This is a genomic window from Microbacterium sp. ABR10, assembly GCF_057812175.1.
Map to the genome: position 1 here is coordinate 1 of NZ_CM173821.1, position 13,644 is coordinate 13,644.

The window sequence follows — 13,644 nt, forward strand, 5'->3', positions numbered from 1 at the left end:
ATGTCTCTGCACGAAGTACCGGATGTCCCCGTCTGGTCAGCCGTGCTGGACCATCTTCTCACCGACGACCGCGTCACACCCCAGCTGCACGGTTTCCTCAATCTGGCTGTTCCGCAGGGCGTCATGGGCGGCACGCTCTACCTCGACGTGCCCAACGACCTCACCGCCGCGCAGTTCAACAAGCGCATGCGCGCGCCCATCCTCGAAGCCCTCGCCCAGGTGCAGGGCAGCGACCCCGATGTCGGCACGTTCCGTGTCGTCGTGAACCCCGACATCGTCGAGTCCCACCGCGCCGGCAGCACGGCGGGCGGCGAGCGCAACGCGTCATCGCCGACGATCGCCGTGCACTCGAACGTCATCGACCAGGCCCCGGAGCCGATCGTTCCCGCATCGCGTAACGACACGCGCCTGAACCCCAAGTACACCTTCGACAACTTCGTCATCGGCCAGTCCAACCGCTTCGCCCATGCGGCGGCTGTCGCTGTGGCCGAAGCACCCGCCAAGGCGTACAACCCGTTGTTCATCTACGGCGATTCCGGCCTCGGCAAGACACACCTCCTCCACGCCATCGGCGACTACGCCGCGAGCATGTACGCCGGCATCCGCGTGCGGTACGTCTCGAGCGAGGAGTTCACGAACGACTTCATCAACTCGATCGCCAACAACCGCGGCTCGGCGTTCCAAGCCCGCTATCGCGACGTCGACATCCTCCTCATCGACGACATCCAGTTCCTGCAGGGGCGTGCCGAGACCCAGGAAGCCTTCTTCCACACCTTCAACACACTGCATGACCACGACAAGCAGGTCGTGATCACCAGTGACCTGCCGCCGAAGCAGCTGACGGGCTTCGAGGACCGTATGCGCAGCCGCTTCGAGTGGGGCCTGATCACCGACGTCCAGGCGCCCGACCTCGAGACCCGCATCGCGATCCTTCGTAAGAAGGCACAGAGCGAGCGACTGCTCATTCCCGACGATGTGCTCGAGTACATCGCGACGGTCGTGTCGTCGAACATCCGCGAGCTCGAGGGCGCTCTCATCCGGGTGTCGGCATTCGCCAGCCTGAATCGGTCGACGCTCGACATGTCACTCGCGCAGACGGTGTTGCGCGACATCATCGACCAAGACGACGCCAACGTCATCTCACCGACCGACATCATCACGGCGACGGCACAGTACTTCAAGCTGTCGGTCGACGACCTCTACGGTTCCAGCCGTTCACAGGCCGTCGCGACGGCGCGCCAGATCGCGATGTACCTGTGCCGTGAGCGCACGAGCCTGTCGCTGCCCAAGATCGGGCAGCTCTTCGGCAACCGCGACCACACGACGGTCATGTACGCCTACAAGAAGATCAGCGACCTGATGAAGGAACGCCGATCGATCTTCAACCAGGTCTCGGAGATCACGAGCCAGCTCGGCCGCATGCGCTGAGTGCCGTTCTCCCGGAGGGGTCCGTCCACGTTCGTGGATCGGGCCCTTTCGTGTTTTTCGCCCTCTGATCAGGCATGCAAGCCCGCCGGCATGGTGTTTCACTCGAGGTTCTGCACAGTGTGGAAAACCTGTGGATAACTTGGCTTTCCTGCGGATGACGTGTGCACGAATGCCTTAACCCTGTGGATGGGCGCCACCGGTGGGAGGCGCCCATCGCTGTTAACAGCACAGGCTCTCCGCGCACCGTCCACAGCGACCAACCCCCTCCTTCCCTGCTGTTAACACGCGTGTCGGGAGTTATCCACAGAATCCACAGCGGTTAACAAGATGAAGACTCCATCTCTTCGTTAAGGCAGATTCGATGACCTTGCCGTGCCGACAGCACTCGGCGTGCCCGTCGCAGAGGGGGCACTAGCATGGGAAAGCCATACCCGCCGTCAAGGGAGCACCCGTGAAGTTCCACGTCAATCGCGATGTGTTCAGCGAAGCCGTCTCGTTCGTGGTCAAGCTCCTGCCTCAGCGCAATCCCCAGCCGATCCTGGCCGGTGTGCTCATCGAAGCCGGCGAGCAGGGACTCACCCTCGCCGCGTTCGACTACGAAGCCTCCGCGCGCACGACGATCGAAGCCACCGTCGACGAACCGGGCACGATCCTCGTCCACGGCCGCCTGCTCAGCGACATCGCGAGCCGTCTCCCGAACGCGCCGATCCAGATCACCGTCGACGACGACGGAGGAATCCTGCTCACGTGCGGTTCGGCGCGATTCACCCTCGCCTCCATGCCCGTCCAGGAATACCCCGCGATTCCCGAGGTCTCCGGCGAGTCCGGCCTGGTCCCCGCCGACGAGTTCGCCACGGCCATCGCCCAGGTCGCCTTCGCGGCGTCGCGCGACGACGTCACACCGGTGCTGACCGGCGTGCAGCTCGAGGTCACCGGGACGCAGCTCAGCCTGGTCGCCACCGACCGCTACCGCGTTGCGCTTCGCGAGATCCCCTGGGACGGCGGTGCTGCGGCATCCGATGAACCGACGTCGGCTTTGGTGCCCGCGCGCACCCTGCAGGAGGTCGGCAAGACCTTCGCGCACGGCGGCGACATCTCGATCGCCTTCTCGGGCTCGGGCGACCGTGAAATCATCGCCTTCTCGTCGGGTAACAAGACGGTGACGTCGCTGCTCATCAAGGGGAACTTCCCGCCGGTTCGTCGACTGTTCCCGGCTCAGACGGAGCACCACAGCGTCGTGAACACCGCCGATCTCGCCGAAGCGGTGCGCCGTGTCGCACTCGTGCTCGATCGGTCCGCGCCGCTGCGTTTCACGTTCGGCCCCGACGGTGTCTCCATGGACGCATCCGGCACCGAGCAGGCCCGGGCGACCGAGTCCGTCGACGCGACGCTCGTAGGCGACGAGGTCACCCTGGGACTCAACCCGCAGTACCTCCTCGAGTCGCTCGGTGCGGTGCGTAGCGAGTTCGCCCGCATCACGTTCACCTCGAGCGACAACGCCAACAAGCTCAGCCCTGTTCTGGTCACCCCCCAAACGTCGATCGACAAGGGTGGCGAGGGGTCGTTCAAGTACCTTCTGCAGCCCAACCTTCTGCTGCGCTGAGCCGGCGCACCCCGGCCGTGTCGGAGGGGGCGGGTAGTCTGACCCGGTGATCGTGGAGCAGCTCGGACTGAAGGACTTCCGCAATTACGCGGAAGCCGATGTCTCGCTCTCTTCCGGTGCGAACGTCTTCGTCGGCCGGAACGGTCAGGGCAAGACCAACCTCGTCGAAGCCGTCGCCTACCTTGCCACCCTCGGTTCGCACCGGGTGTCCAACGACGCTCCTCTCGTGCGCGACGGGACGGATGCCGCGATCGTCCGGGCACGACTCGCCCACGGTGAGCGCACGGTGCTGCTCGAACTGCAGCTCAACCGGCAGGGTGCGAACAAGGCCCGGGTCAACGGCGTGAATGTGCGCACCTCCGAGCTCCCGCGCTACGCGCAGGTCGTGCTGTTCGCGCCCGAAGACCTCCAGATCGTCCGCGGCGATCCGTCTGCCAGGCGCCGCTTCGCCGACCAGCTGATCGTCCAGCGCACGCCACGCATGGCGGCAGTGCTCGCGGATTACGATCGCGTGCTCCGTCAGCGCAGTGCACTACTCAAGTCCGCCAGGGCCCGCGGAGTCCGCGGCGACGCGCTCAGCACGCTCGACGTATGGGATGACAAGCTGATCACTCTCGGAACGGAGGTGATCGAGGCGCGTGTGGCTTTGGCATCCGATCTCTCCGACCCCGTTGCGCACGCGTACGCGGCCATTGCGGGCGCCGATCACGAACCGCGGTTGTCCTGGGCTTTGTCGGTAGGCGGGGGGGATCCGGAAGAGGGTGACCCCGCGGCCCCGGATCGCTCCTCGGAGCCGCTCGCCGACCAATTCCGCGCGGCACTGACCGCCCGTCGCTCGGCGGAGCTCGAGCGTGGGCTCACCCTGGTCGGTCCCCACCGCGACGATCTCGTTCTCCAGGTGCGCGGCCTCCCCGTGAAGGGATACGCCTCGCACGGAGAGTCGTGGTCGGTTGCCCTCGCGTTGCGGCTGGCATCCGCGGAACTCCTGCGCGCTGAGTCGCGGCTGGGTGACCCGGTGCTGATCCTCGACGACGTGTTCGCCGAGCTGGACGTCGGGCGCCGAACGCGCCTGGCCGAGCTCGCCCGCGGCTACGAGCAGGTCATCGTCACCGCAGCCGTCGAAGAAGACATTCCGGACGCCCTCCGGGCGCACGTTGTGCGGGTCGATGCGGGCCGCATCACAGAGGCCGACGATGAGTGACGAACCCGAACTGCCCGAGACGATGTCGACGTACCTGCGGCTGCGGGGTCTCGAGCCGACGCCTTACCGCAAGAAGAAGCGCCGGCGACGTACGGATGATGGAGAGAACGCTCCCTTCACGCCCGGGCGCGATCCGCGCGGCTTGGGCGACGTCCTCTCTGCGCTCACCCGTTCGGCCGGGTGGGAGGCCCAGCTGTCGCGCGAGGATCTCGTGCGCACGTGGGACGAGGTAGCGGGAGCCGACACCGCCGCGCATACGCGCCCGGTGGCGCTGGATGCCGGAACCCTCACCGTGCAGGCGGACTCCACCGCATGGGCGAAACAGCTGCAGCTGATGCGCGCGCACATCCTGTCGGAGATCCTCAGACGTTTCCCCGAGGCGGGGGTCGAAGCGATCCGCTTCGTAGGGCCGGACGTCCCCTCCTGGAAATGGGGGCCCAGAGCCGTTCCAGGCCGTGGTCCGCGCGATACCTACGGCTAGGCCATGGTCGATCCCGACTCGACGCGATTTGTCCCCGCGTAGGGGCGTACAGGCCATTTCAAGGACCGGCGCGCGGTAAGATGGGGGTTCCGACGAATCGATCTGGAGCGCGTTCACTCATGACGTCCGAAAACCCCGACAGCGTTTCCGAGGAACCCAAAGCGACCACCCCCGCGAAGGTTCCCAACGAGTACGGGGCAGACGCCATCCAGGTGCTCGAAGGGCTCGAAGCCGTTCGCAAGCGTCCCGGCATGTACATCGGATCCACGGGTGAGCGGGGACTCCATCACCTCGTGCAAGAGATCGTCGACAATTCCGTCGACGAGGCCCTCGCCGGCTATTGCGACACCATCGACGTCACGATCCTCAGCGACGGCGCCGTCCGCGTGATCGACAACGGCCGCGGCATCCCTGTCGACATGCACCGTACAGAGGGCAAATCGACCGTCGAGGTCGTGCTCACCGTGCTGCACGCCGGCGGCAAGTTCGGCGGCGGCGGCTACGCCGTGTCGGGCGGCCTGCACGGCGTCGGCTCCTCCGTCGTGAACGCCCTGTCGACGCGCCTCGAAGTCGAGGTGCAGCGTCAGGGTCACGTGTGGCGCCAGTCATTCCGCGACGGAGGAGTGCCGCTCGCCCCCCTCGCCAAAGAAGAGGAGAGCGACAAGACGGGCACGACGATCACGTTCTGGCCGGACGCAACGATCTTCGACACCGTCGACTTCGACTACGACACGCTGCGCACGCGCTTCCAGCAGATGGCGTTCCTCAACAAGGGACTCCGCATCAGCCTGCGCGACGAGCGCCCCCAGTCGATCGTCACCGAGGGGGAACCCGGCGAAGAGGTGACCGCGCCCCGGCACGACTCGTTCCTGTACGAGCGCGGCTTGGTCGACTACGTCGAGCACCTCAACCGCGTGCGCAAGGCCGACGTCGTCAACGACGAGATCATCGAGGTCGAGTCCGAGGACACCGACCGCAAGATCGCCCTCGAGCTGGCGATGCAGTGGACCACGGCGTACACCGAGAACGTCTTCACCTACGCCAACACCATCAACACCCACGAGGGCGGCACGCACGAAGAGGGCTTCCGCGCCGCGCTGACGACGCTCGTCAACCGTTATGCGCGCGCGAACAACCTCCTCAAGGAGAAAGACGACAACCTCACCGGCGACGACATCCGCGAGGGTCTGACCGCCGTCATCTCCGTGAAGCTGTCCGAGCCGCAGTTCGAGGGCCAGACCAAGACCAAGCTCGGCAACACCGAGGCTCGCGCGTACGTGCAGAAGGTCGTCGGTGACAAGCTCGGCGACTGGTTCGACCGCAACCCGGGCCAGGCGAAGAACATCATCCGCAAGGCGATCGACGCCGCGACCGCGCGCCTCGCCGCCCGCAAGGCGCGCGAGACCGCGCGCCGCAAGAGCGTATTCGAGTCGGCCGCGATGCCCGACAAACTCAAGGACTGCACCTCGAAGGATCCGTCGATCAGCGAGATCTTCCTCGTCGAGGGTGACTCGGCCGGTGGCTCGGCCGTGCAGGGACGCGACCCGCACACGCAGGCGATCCTGGCGCTGCGCGGCAAGATCCTCAATGTCGAGCGTGCCCGCCTCGACCGCGCCCTCGGCAACAAAGAGGTGCAGGCGATGATCCAGGCCTTCGGCACGGGTATCGGCGAAGACTTCGACATGGCCAAGGCTCGGTACCACAAGATCGTCCTCATGGCCGATGCCGATGTCGACGGCCAGCACATCACCACGCTGCTGCTGACGCTGCTCTTCCGCTACATGCGCGGGCTCATCGAGGCGGGCTACGTCTACCTCGCCCAGCCGCCGCTCTACCGCCTCAAGTGGTCGAATCACCCGCACGAATACGCCTACAGCGACCGCGAGCGCGACGCGATGCTCGTCGATGGACAGGCCTCCGGACGCCGTATCCCGAAAGACAACGGCATCCAGCGCTACAAGGGTCTGGGCGAGATGAACGACCACGAGCTGTGGGAGACCACGATGGACCCCGAGACCCGCACGCTTAAGCAGGTCACGATCGACGACGCCGCCTCGGCCGACGAGATCTTCTCGGTGCTCATGGGTGAAGACGTCGAGTCGCGTCGTACGTTCATCCAGCGCAACGCCAAAGACGTCCGCTTCCTCGACATCTGATCGCGTCGGCGCGACACCGACGGCACCGACAGACGACGCACGCACTACGGAACTGAGAAGACATGGCTGACGACACCACTCCCGAGCCCACCCAAGCGCCCGAGGAAGCGGCTCACAACCACGGCAAGATCGATCAGGTCGACCTGCAGCTCGAGATGCAGCGGAGCTACCTCGACTACGCGATGAGCGTCATTGTCGGGCGTGCTCTGCCCGACGTGCGCGACGGCCTCAAGCCCGTGCACCGCCGTGTGATCTACGGCATGTACGACGGCGGCTTCCGCCCCGACAAGTCGTTCTCAAAGTGCGCGCGCGTCGTCGGCGAGGTCATGGGGCACTACCACCCGCACGGTGATGCCCCCATCTACGACGCTCTCGTGCGTCTGGTGCAGCCGTGGTCGCTGCGCTACCCGCTCGCCCTGGGCCAGGGCAACTTCGGCTCCCCCGGTAATCAGGGCGCGGCCGCCCCGCGGTACACCGAGACGAAAATGTCTCCTCTCGCGCTCGAGATGGTGCGCGACATCGAAGAAGAGACGGTCGACTTCGAGGACAACTACGACGGCCAGACCCAGGAGCCGACGGTTCTGCCGGCCCGCTTCCCCAACCTGCTCGTCAACGGTTCGGTCGGCATCGCCGTCGGTATGGCGACGAACATCCCGCCGCACAACCTCCGCGAGGTCTCAGCCGGCGCGCTGTGGGCTCTGGAGAACCCGGATGCCACGCGCGAAGAACTGCTCGAGGCGCTCATGCAGCGCATTCCCGGCCCCGACTTCCCGACGCGCGCGCAGATCCTCGGAACGCGCGGCATCAAAGATGCGTATCGCACGGGTCGCGGCTCGATCACGATGCGCGCGGTGGTCAACATCGAAGAGATCCAGGGCCGCACGTGCCTGGTGATCACCGAACTGCCCTATCAGGTCAACCCCGACAACGTCGCGGTCAAGATCGGCGATCTCGCCCGCGAGGGCAAGATCACCGGCGTCGCCGACATCCGCGACGAAAGCTCCGGTCGTACCGGTCAGCGCCTCGTCGTCGTGCTGAAGCGCGACGCCGTCGCGAAGGTGGTCCTGAACAACCTCTACAAGCACACCCAGCTGCAGGAGAACTTCGGGGCCAACATGCTGGCGATCGTCGACGGTGTGCCGCGCACGCTGTCACTCGACGGCTTCATCAGCCTGTGGATCGACCACCAGGTCGAGGTCATCGTCCGGCGCACGCGGTATCGCCTGCGCAAGGCCGAAGAGCGCATGCACATCCTGCGCGGCTACCTGAAGGCACTCGACGCTCTCGACGACGTCATCGCGCTCATCCGCCGCTCTCCCACCGCGCAGGATGCCAACGAGGGCCTGCAGAAGCTCCTCGACATCGACGACATCCAGGCGCAGGCCATCCTCGACATGCAGCTGCGGCGTCTGGCGGCACTCGAGCGCCAGAAGATCGTCGACGAGGCGACCGAGCTCGAAGCGCGCATCGCCGACTACAACGACATCCTCGCCACCCCCGGGCGCCAGCGCACCATCATCCGCGACGAGCTCACGGCGATCACCGACAGGTTCGGCGACGACCGTCGTACCGAGATCCTGCACGGCTTCGACGGCGACGTCTCGATCGAGGACCTCATCGCCGAAGAAGAGATGGTCGTCACCGTCACCCGTGACGGCTACATCAAGCGCACGCGTAGCGACAACTACCGGTCGCAGCATCGCGGGGGCAAGGGCGTAAAGGGTGCGCAGCTGCGTGCCGATGACGTCGTCGAGCACTTCTTCGTCACCACGACCCACCATTGGTTGCTGTTCTTCACCAACAAGGGCCGGGTCTACCGCTCCAAGGCCTACGAGGTTCCCGAAGCCGGTCGGGATGCCAAGGGCCAGCACGTCGCGAACCTGCTGGCGCTGCAGCCCGACGAGGAGATCGCCCAGATCCTCGACATCCGCGACTACGAGGTCTCGACCTACCTGGTCCTCGCCACGCGCGCCGGCCTGGTGAAGAAGACCCGTCTGTCCGAGTACGACACCAACCGCCAGGGCGGCGTGATCGCCATCAAGCTGCGCGGTCAGGTCTCGGAAGACGGGGACGACACCGAGCAGGGCAGCGCCGATGAGCTGGTCAGCGCGATGCTGGTCGACGAGGGCGACGACATCCTCCTCATCAGCCGACTCGGCATGTCACTGCGCTTCTCCGCCACCGACAGCGCGTTGCGCCCCATGGGTCGGTCCACCTCGGGCGTGAAGGGCATGGACTTCCGCGACGGAGACAGTCTGCTCTCGGCATCCGTCGCCAAGGATGACGAATTCGTCTTCGTGGTGACAGAAGGCGGCTACGCCAAGCGCACAGCCGTCACCGAATACCGCATGCAGAACCGCGGCGGACTGGGCATCAAGGTGGCCCGTCTGACCGACGATCGCGGCGTCCTCGCGGGCGGGATGATGGTGTCCGAGGGTGACGAGGTCCTCGTGGTTCTTGCCAGTGGCAAGGTGGTACGCTCCTCCGTGGCCGAGGTGCCCGCTAAGGGACGCGACACGATGGGTGTCGTTTTCGCCCGGGCCGGTGGCGACGATCGCATCATCGCGATCGCCCGCAACGCCGAGCGGAACCTGGCCGAGACGACGGAGACGACCACAGAGCCCTCCGCATCCCCTGCGGATGAGGCCGACGCCTCCGCTCCCGAGACCCCTGAGGAAAGTACTGACGCATGAGCACGGTAGCTGACAAGCTTGCGAAGAAGTCGACTCACAAGACCCAGGCCAAGCAGGTGCGACTGCGCCTGGTCTACATCGACTTCTGGTCGGCCGTGAAGCTGTCGTTCCTCGCGGCGGTGGCCCTGGCCATCGTCACCGTGGTCTCGTACTTCCTGCTCTACCTGGTCGTCTCGGCAACGCTTCTGCCGCGACTCGATGAGTTCTTCGTGAGCTTCACCGACGGCGGAGCCAGCCTGTCGCAGTATGTCGGGCTGCCCCAGGTGATGGCTTTCGCGGCGATCATCGCCATCCTGAATCTCGTCGTCGTCACGGTGCTCGGTGCCGTCATGGCGGGGATCTACAACCTCGCCGTGAAGGTGACGGGTGGCCTGCTCGTCGGGTTCACTTCGAACTGACGTCGATTCGTGAAAACCTCGGGATTCCGGTAAAGTCTTCGAGGTTGACGTGATCACGTCAGCGAGACGGGGCTATAGCTCAGGCGGTTAGAGCGCTTCACTGATAATGAAGAGGTCCCAGGTTCAAGTCCTGGTAGCCCCACCCCTTCCCTCGCGGGGCCTTAGCTCAGCTGGTAGAGCGCCTGCTTTGCAAGCAGGATGTCAGGAGTTCGAATCTCCTAGGCTCCACAACATCGAAGAGCCGGTCCATGAGGACCGGCTCTTCGCTTTTCTCTTCGCTAGAGTCTGGTCATGGACATGCGGGTCGCCGCGTACGCCGTCATCACCGACGCCGACGATCGCGTGCTGCTCGCCCACTGGATCGACGGACGACGGGCCGCGTGGACGCTGCCCGGTGGCGGACTCGAGCCCGGGGAGGACCCTGTGCACGCCGTCCGCCGTGAGGTGAGAGAAGAAACCGGGTTCCGAGTCTCGGTGGGTGAGCTGCTCGGCATCCATTCGCGGGTCATCCCCGCCGAAGCGCGCTTGGCCGACGACTCGTCCGGCCCGCTGCACACCCTGCGCATCGTGTATCGCGCGAGGATCGTGGGGGGCCGGCTCCGCAACGAGACGGACGGCTCGACGGACCGAGCAGAGTGGTTCACCCTGGGCGCGGCCAGAAGACTGCGCCGGGTGCAGTTGGTCGACATCGCGCTGCGAATGGCGGGCCTGCGGGCGTGACGTTACTCAGGCGCGGTCGGACGTGATGTCGGCGACGACCGCGTCGTAGGCGGCGATCAGGTCATCGGCGTCGACGAACAGGCTGAAGCCATGCGCGCCGGCGCCCATGGCGATGCGGGAGCCCACGATGCGTTCGTCGGCGAAGACGGGCCAAGCCGTTGTACTGCCGATCGGCACGATGGTGCCTCGTTCGTAGCCCGTCGCCGATAGTGCCAACTCGGGCTCCGGAAGACGGAGCTTGTTCACGCCCACCACAGCTCGGAGCTTGGGCCACGAGATCGCGCGATCGCCGGGAACGAGGGCGAAGAGGTAGGTATCGTCGGACCGCTTGACGACGAGCGTCTTGACGATGGATGCCGAAGGGATCCCGAGGAGTTCGGCCGCCTCATCGAGGCTCGACGCCGCGGGACGCTCGCGAACCTCGACAGAGAGGCCGCGCTCTCGCGCGGCCTCTCTGACTCTGATGGTGGGATCGCTCACGCGTCCGGGGCGCGCAGTGGGTCGTCGGCCACCCACAGCTCGTCGTCGGCCCGCAGCGTCTGCCAGGCCGCGTATGCGACGCCGGCGGCCGCCACGACACCGAGGATGATGGCGATGACGCCACCGGCACCGATGCCGTCGTGCTGCGACGGCAGCTTCTTGGCGAGACGCTTCGACGCCTGCTTGCCGTACTTCTCGGCACGCTTGGCGTACTTGTGGGTGTCGAGTTCGAACCCACGCCCCTTCGAGATGCGGTCGCGGGTGTCGCCTGCGGCATCCCACACCGACATCGCTCCCCCGACCACGGCTCCGGCAGCAGGAACGACCTTGTTGCTCAGGAAGCGGTTGCTGTACTTCACGCTCTTGTCGACGTACGGTGCGGCGTACTTGCTGTAGCCGTCCTGTACGGCGGGGACGAGATCTTCGCGGCTGAAGCGACCGAGCTGGTGGCCGGCTTCACGAGCGACCTTCCCGCTCTCGCCCAGCAGCACCTGCTGCGACTCCCACACCTTGGCGGCGTGCTTCTGGAGCTTGCGCAGTTCCTTCTTGCTCTTGCGGCTGAGGCCCACGGCTCATCCTCCCTGTCGATGGGATGTACGTCCGATCATCTTGCCAGACCGGGCCGCTCGGCCCGCCGACCCTTGCAGATAACTCTGAGAGAATGTACTCATGGCCAACCACACCGCCGTCGCGACCTTGCACACCAACCACGGCGACATCGTCGTCAACCTGTTCGGAGACCACGCTCCCCGGACCGTCCGCAACTTCATCGGTCTTTCCGATGGCTCGCAGGAGTGGACCAACCCGGCGACGGGTGCCAAGGGCGACGGTCCCCTGTACAAGGACGTCATCTTCCACCGCATCATCCCCAACTTCATGATCCAGGGCGGCGACCCGCTCGGTCAGGGCGTCGGCGGACCCGGCTACAACTTCAACGACGAGATCAGCCCCGAGCTCGACTTCACCCAGCCCTACAAGCTGGCCATGGCGAACGCGGGTCTCCGCCGCAACGCCATCACCGGTCAGCCCGAGGGCACGAACGGCTCGCAGTTCTTCATCACCACCGACCCGACTCCGTGGCTCCAGGGCAAGCACACCATCTTCGGTGAGGTCGCAGACGACGCCTCGAAGGCCGTCGTCGACGCGATCGCCGCCGTTCCCACCGCCGCTGGCGACCGCCCGATCGAGCCCGTGGTGCTCACCTCGGTCGACGTCGTCTCGGTCTGACCTCACGGGCGGCGGCGGGTGTCCACCACCGAGGAGTTCCGTCGCAACAGCGACAACTTCTGTTACCGGCATCCTGACCGGCAGAGCTTCGTGCTGTGCCAGCGGTGCATGCGCACCGTCTGTTCGGAGTGCCGCACACCCGCCGCCGTCGGCGTCATCTGCCCGGAGTGCATGGCGCAGCAGCAGGCCGCTCAGACGCCCGCCCAGAAGAAGGCCGAGCGGCGCTGGGCTTCGCGCTCGCGGCCGATGACCGTGGTCGCCTCCGGTCGGCCTCGTGTGACGCTCACCATCGTCGCCGTGACCGGGCTCGTGTACATCATCGGTCTGATCCCGGGTGTCGGCGGGCTGGTCGCGAACCTCCTCGCTTTCAACAGCATCTTCGTGCTGCCTCAGGCGGGGGTCTTTCAACCGTGGCGGCTCTTCACCGTCGCGCTCGTCCACAGCGGGTTCTTCCACGTCGGCCTGAACATGCTGGCGCTGTGGTTCATCGGGCGCAGTCTCGAGCCGATGCTCGGCCGCGCGCGCTTCCTGGTGCTCTATCTGTTGGGGGCGCTGGGCGGGTCGGTGGCCGTGACGCTGCTGGCTCCCGGCGTCTGGACGGTCGGAGCGTCGGGGGCGATCTTCGCGCTCTTCGGGGCATTGCTCGTCATCGGGCGGCACATCGGCGCCGACATCCGCGTGATCGGCATCCTGATCGCCATCAACTTCGCCTGGCCGTTCGTTCTCGCGGCCATCAACGCCATCGGTTCGGGCGACTTCATCGGGTCACTGACCGCCGTGGGCATTTCGTGGCAGGCCCACCTCGGCGGGCTGATCACCGGAGCACTGGTCGGACTGATCTACGCCCGTACGCGCACCGCATCGCGACGCGGTGTGCAGATCGGGTCGCTCGTGGGGCTCGGCGTCGCGCTGCTCGCGCTTCTGGCGATACCCGCCGTGCTGTTCTGATGTGAGTTATCCACAGGTTCATCCACAGATGGGGATGAATTACACCGGTGTAAGTCAGCGCCACCGGGTGGTCATGAGGAAACCCACGAAGGCGATTCCGAAGCCGATTACGAGGTTCCAGGCGCCGATGCCGGGGATCGGGAACGTGGAATTGCTGAGATAGAAGACCAGCACCCACACGAGACCGACCAGCATGAGACCGATCATGATGGGGAGGAACCACACCGGGTTCGGAGCCGCGTTGCCATCGGTGCGTTCTGCGATCGGGTCGTCGCCTTTGCCAGTTCGAGCCATGGGCCACAGTCTAAT

Annotated in this window: 13 protein-coding genes and 2 tRNA genes; 12 read left to right on the forward strand and 3 right to left on the reverse strand. The window is 65.8% G+C overall.

The features are described 5' to 3' along the window. From dnaA to ACXKZF_RS00050, 10 genes are all read left to right on the forward strand, one after another. Positions 1 to 1,428, forward strand: a complete 1,428-nt coding sequence (dnaA, locus tag ACXKZF_RS00005; protein ID WP_055952715.1) for a chromosomal replication initiator protein DnaA — start codon at positions 1 to 3, stop codon at positions 1,426 to 1,428. Between the two features lie 451 nt (positions 1,429 to 1,879). Further along, on the forward strand, positions 1,880 to 3,031 hold the full coding sequence (gene dnaN, locus ACXKZF_RS00010) for a DNA polymerase III subunit beta (RefSeq protein ID WP_055952717.1): 1,152 nt from the start codon (positions 1,880 to 1,882) through the stop codon (positions 3,029 to 3,031). 46 nt (positions 3,032 to 3,077) lie between these two features. Further along, on the forward strand, positions 3,078 to 4,232 hold the full coding sequence (gene recF / locus ACXKZF_RS00015) for a DNA replication/repair protein RecF (protein ID WP_488984971.1): 1,155 nt from the start codon (positions 3,078 to 3,080) through the stop codon (positions 4,230 to 4,232). Continuing rightward, positions 4,225 to 4,713, forward strand: coding sequence for a DciA family protein (locus tag ACXKZF_RS00020; protein WP_055952722.1), 489 nt, complete (start codon positions 4,225 to 4,227; stop codon positions 4,711 to 4,713). The genes recF and ACXKZF_RS00020 overlap by 8 nt, the downstream gene beginning before the upstream one ends. Before the next feature lie 119 nt (positions 4,714 to 4,832). Beyond that, complete coding sequence (gene gyrB, locus ACXKZF_RS00025; RefSeq protein ID WP_055952725.1) at positions 4,833 to 6,869, forward strand: DNA topoisomerase (ATP-hydrolyzing) subunit B; 2,037 nt, start codon at positions 4,833 to 4,835, stop codon at positions 6,867 to 6,869. A 62-nt stretch (positions 6,870 to 6,931) separates the two neighbouring features. Continuing rightward, a complete protein-coding gene (gene gyrA, locus ACXKZF_RS00030) occupies positions 6,932 to 9,562 on the forward strand; it encodes a DNA gyrase subunit A (protein ID WP_488984972.1) in 2,631 nt (876 codons plus the stop codon). Continuing rightward, positions 9,559 to 9,960 (forward strand): DUF3566 domain-containing protein, encoded by a 402-nt coding sequence (locus ACXKZF_RS00035; RefSeq protein ID WP_055952731.1) that lies wholly within the window; start codon positions 9,559 to 9,561, stop codon positions 9,958 to 9,960. The genes gyrA and ACXKZF_RS00035 overlap by 4 nt, the downstream gene beginning before the upstream one ends. A gap of 68 nt (positions 9,961 to 10,028) precedes the next feature. After that, a tRNA-Ile gene (locus ACXKZF_RS00040) sits at positions 10,029 to 10,102 on the forward strand. A 13-nt stretch (positions 10,103 to 10,115) separates the two neighbouring features. Further along, positions 10,116 to 10,188 (forward strand) — tRNA-Ala (locus ACXKZF_RS00045). Between the two features lie 63 nt (positions 10,189 to 10,251). After that, positions 10,252 to 10,680, forward strand: coding sequence for an NUDIX hydrolase (locus tag ACXKZF_RS00050; protein WP_488984973.1), 429 nt, complete (start codon positions 10,252 to 10,254; stop codon positions 10,678 to 10,680). A gap of 6 nt (positions 10,681 to 10,686) precedes the next feature. Here ACXKZF_RS00050 and ACXKZF_RS00055 read toward each other — a convergent pair whose 3' ends face one another. Both ACXKZF_RS00055 and ACXKZF_RS00060 read right to left on the reverse strand, forming a co-directional pair. Next, the gene (locus ACXKZF_RS00055; protein ID WP_488984974.1) at positions 10,687 to 11,160 is read right to left on the reverse strand and encodes an aminoacyl-tRNA deacylase; all 474 of its coding nucleotides are present in this window, start codon (positions 11,158 to 11,160) and stop codon (positions 10,687 to 10,689) included. Then, positions 11,157 to 11,729: a DNA helicase gene (locus ACXKZF_RS00060; protein ID WP_488984975.1), complete on the reverse strand. Its 573-nt coding sequence runs from the start codon at positions 11,727 to 11,729 to the stop codon at positions 11,157 to 11,159. Before ACXKZF_RS00060 ends, ACXKZF_RS00055 begins: the two co-directional genes overlap by 4 nt. Before the next feature lie 100 nt (positions 11,730 to 11,829). Between ACXKZF_RS00060 and ACXKZF_RS00065 the strand changes: the two genes are divergently transcribed. Both ACXKZF_RS00065 and ACXKZF_RS00070 read left to right on the forward strand, forming a co-directional pair. Continuing rightward, positions 11,830 to 12,387, forward strand: a complete 558-nt coding sequence (locus tag ACXKZF_RS00065; RefSeq protein ID WP_285136694.1) for a peptidylprolyl isomerase — start codon at positions 11,830 to 11,832, stop codon at positions 12,385 to 12,387. Positions 12,388 to 12,405: 18 nt separating this feature from the next. After that, complete coding sequence (locus ACXKZF_RS00070; RefSeq protein ID WP_243223020.1) at positions 12,406 to 13,335, forward strand: rhomboid family intramembrane serine protease; 930 nt, start codon at positions 12,406 to 12,408, stop codon at positions 13,333 to 13,335. 54 nt (positions 13,336 to 13,389) lie between these two features. Here the strand turns inward: ACXKZF_RS00070 and ACXKZF_RS00075 are convergent, their stop codons facing one another. Then, positions 13,390 to 13,629, reverse strand: a complete 240-nt coding sequence (locus tag ACXKZF_RS00075) for a cell division protein CrgA (RefSeq protein WP_243223019.1) — start codon at positions 13,627 to 13,629, stop codon at positions 13,390 to 13,392. Between the last annotated feature and the right edge of the window lie 15 nt (positions 13,630 to 13,644).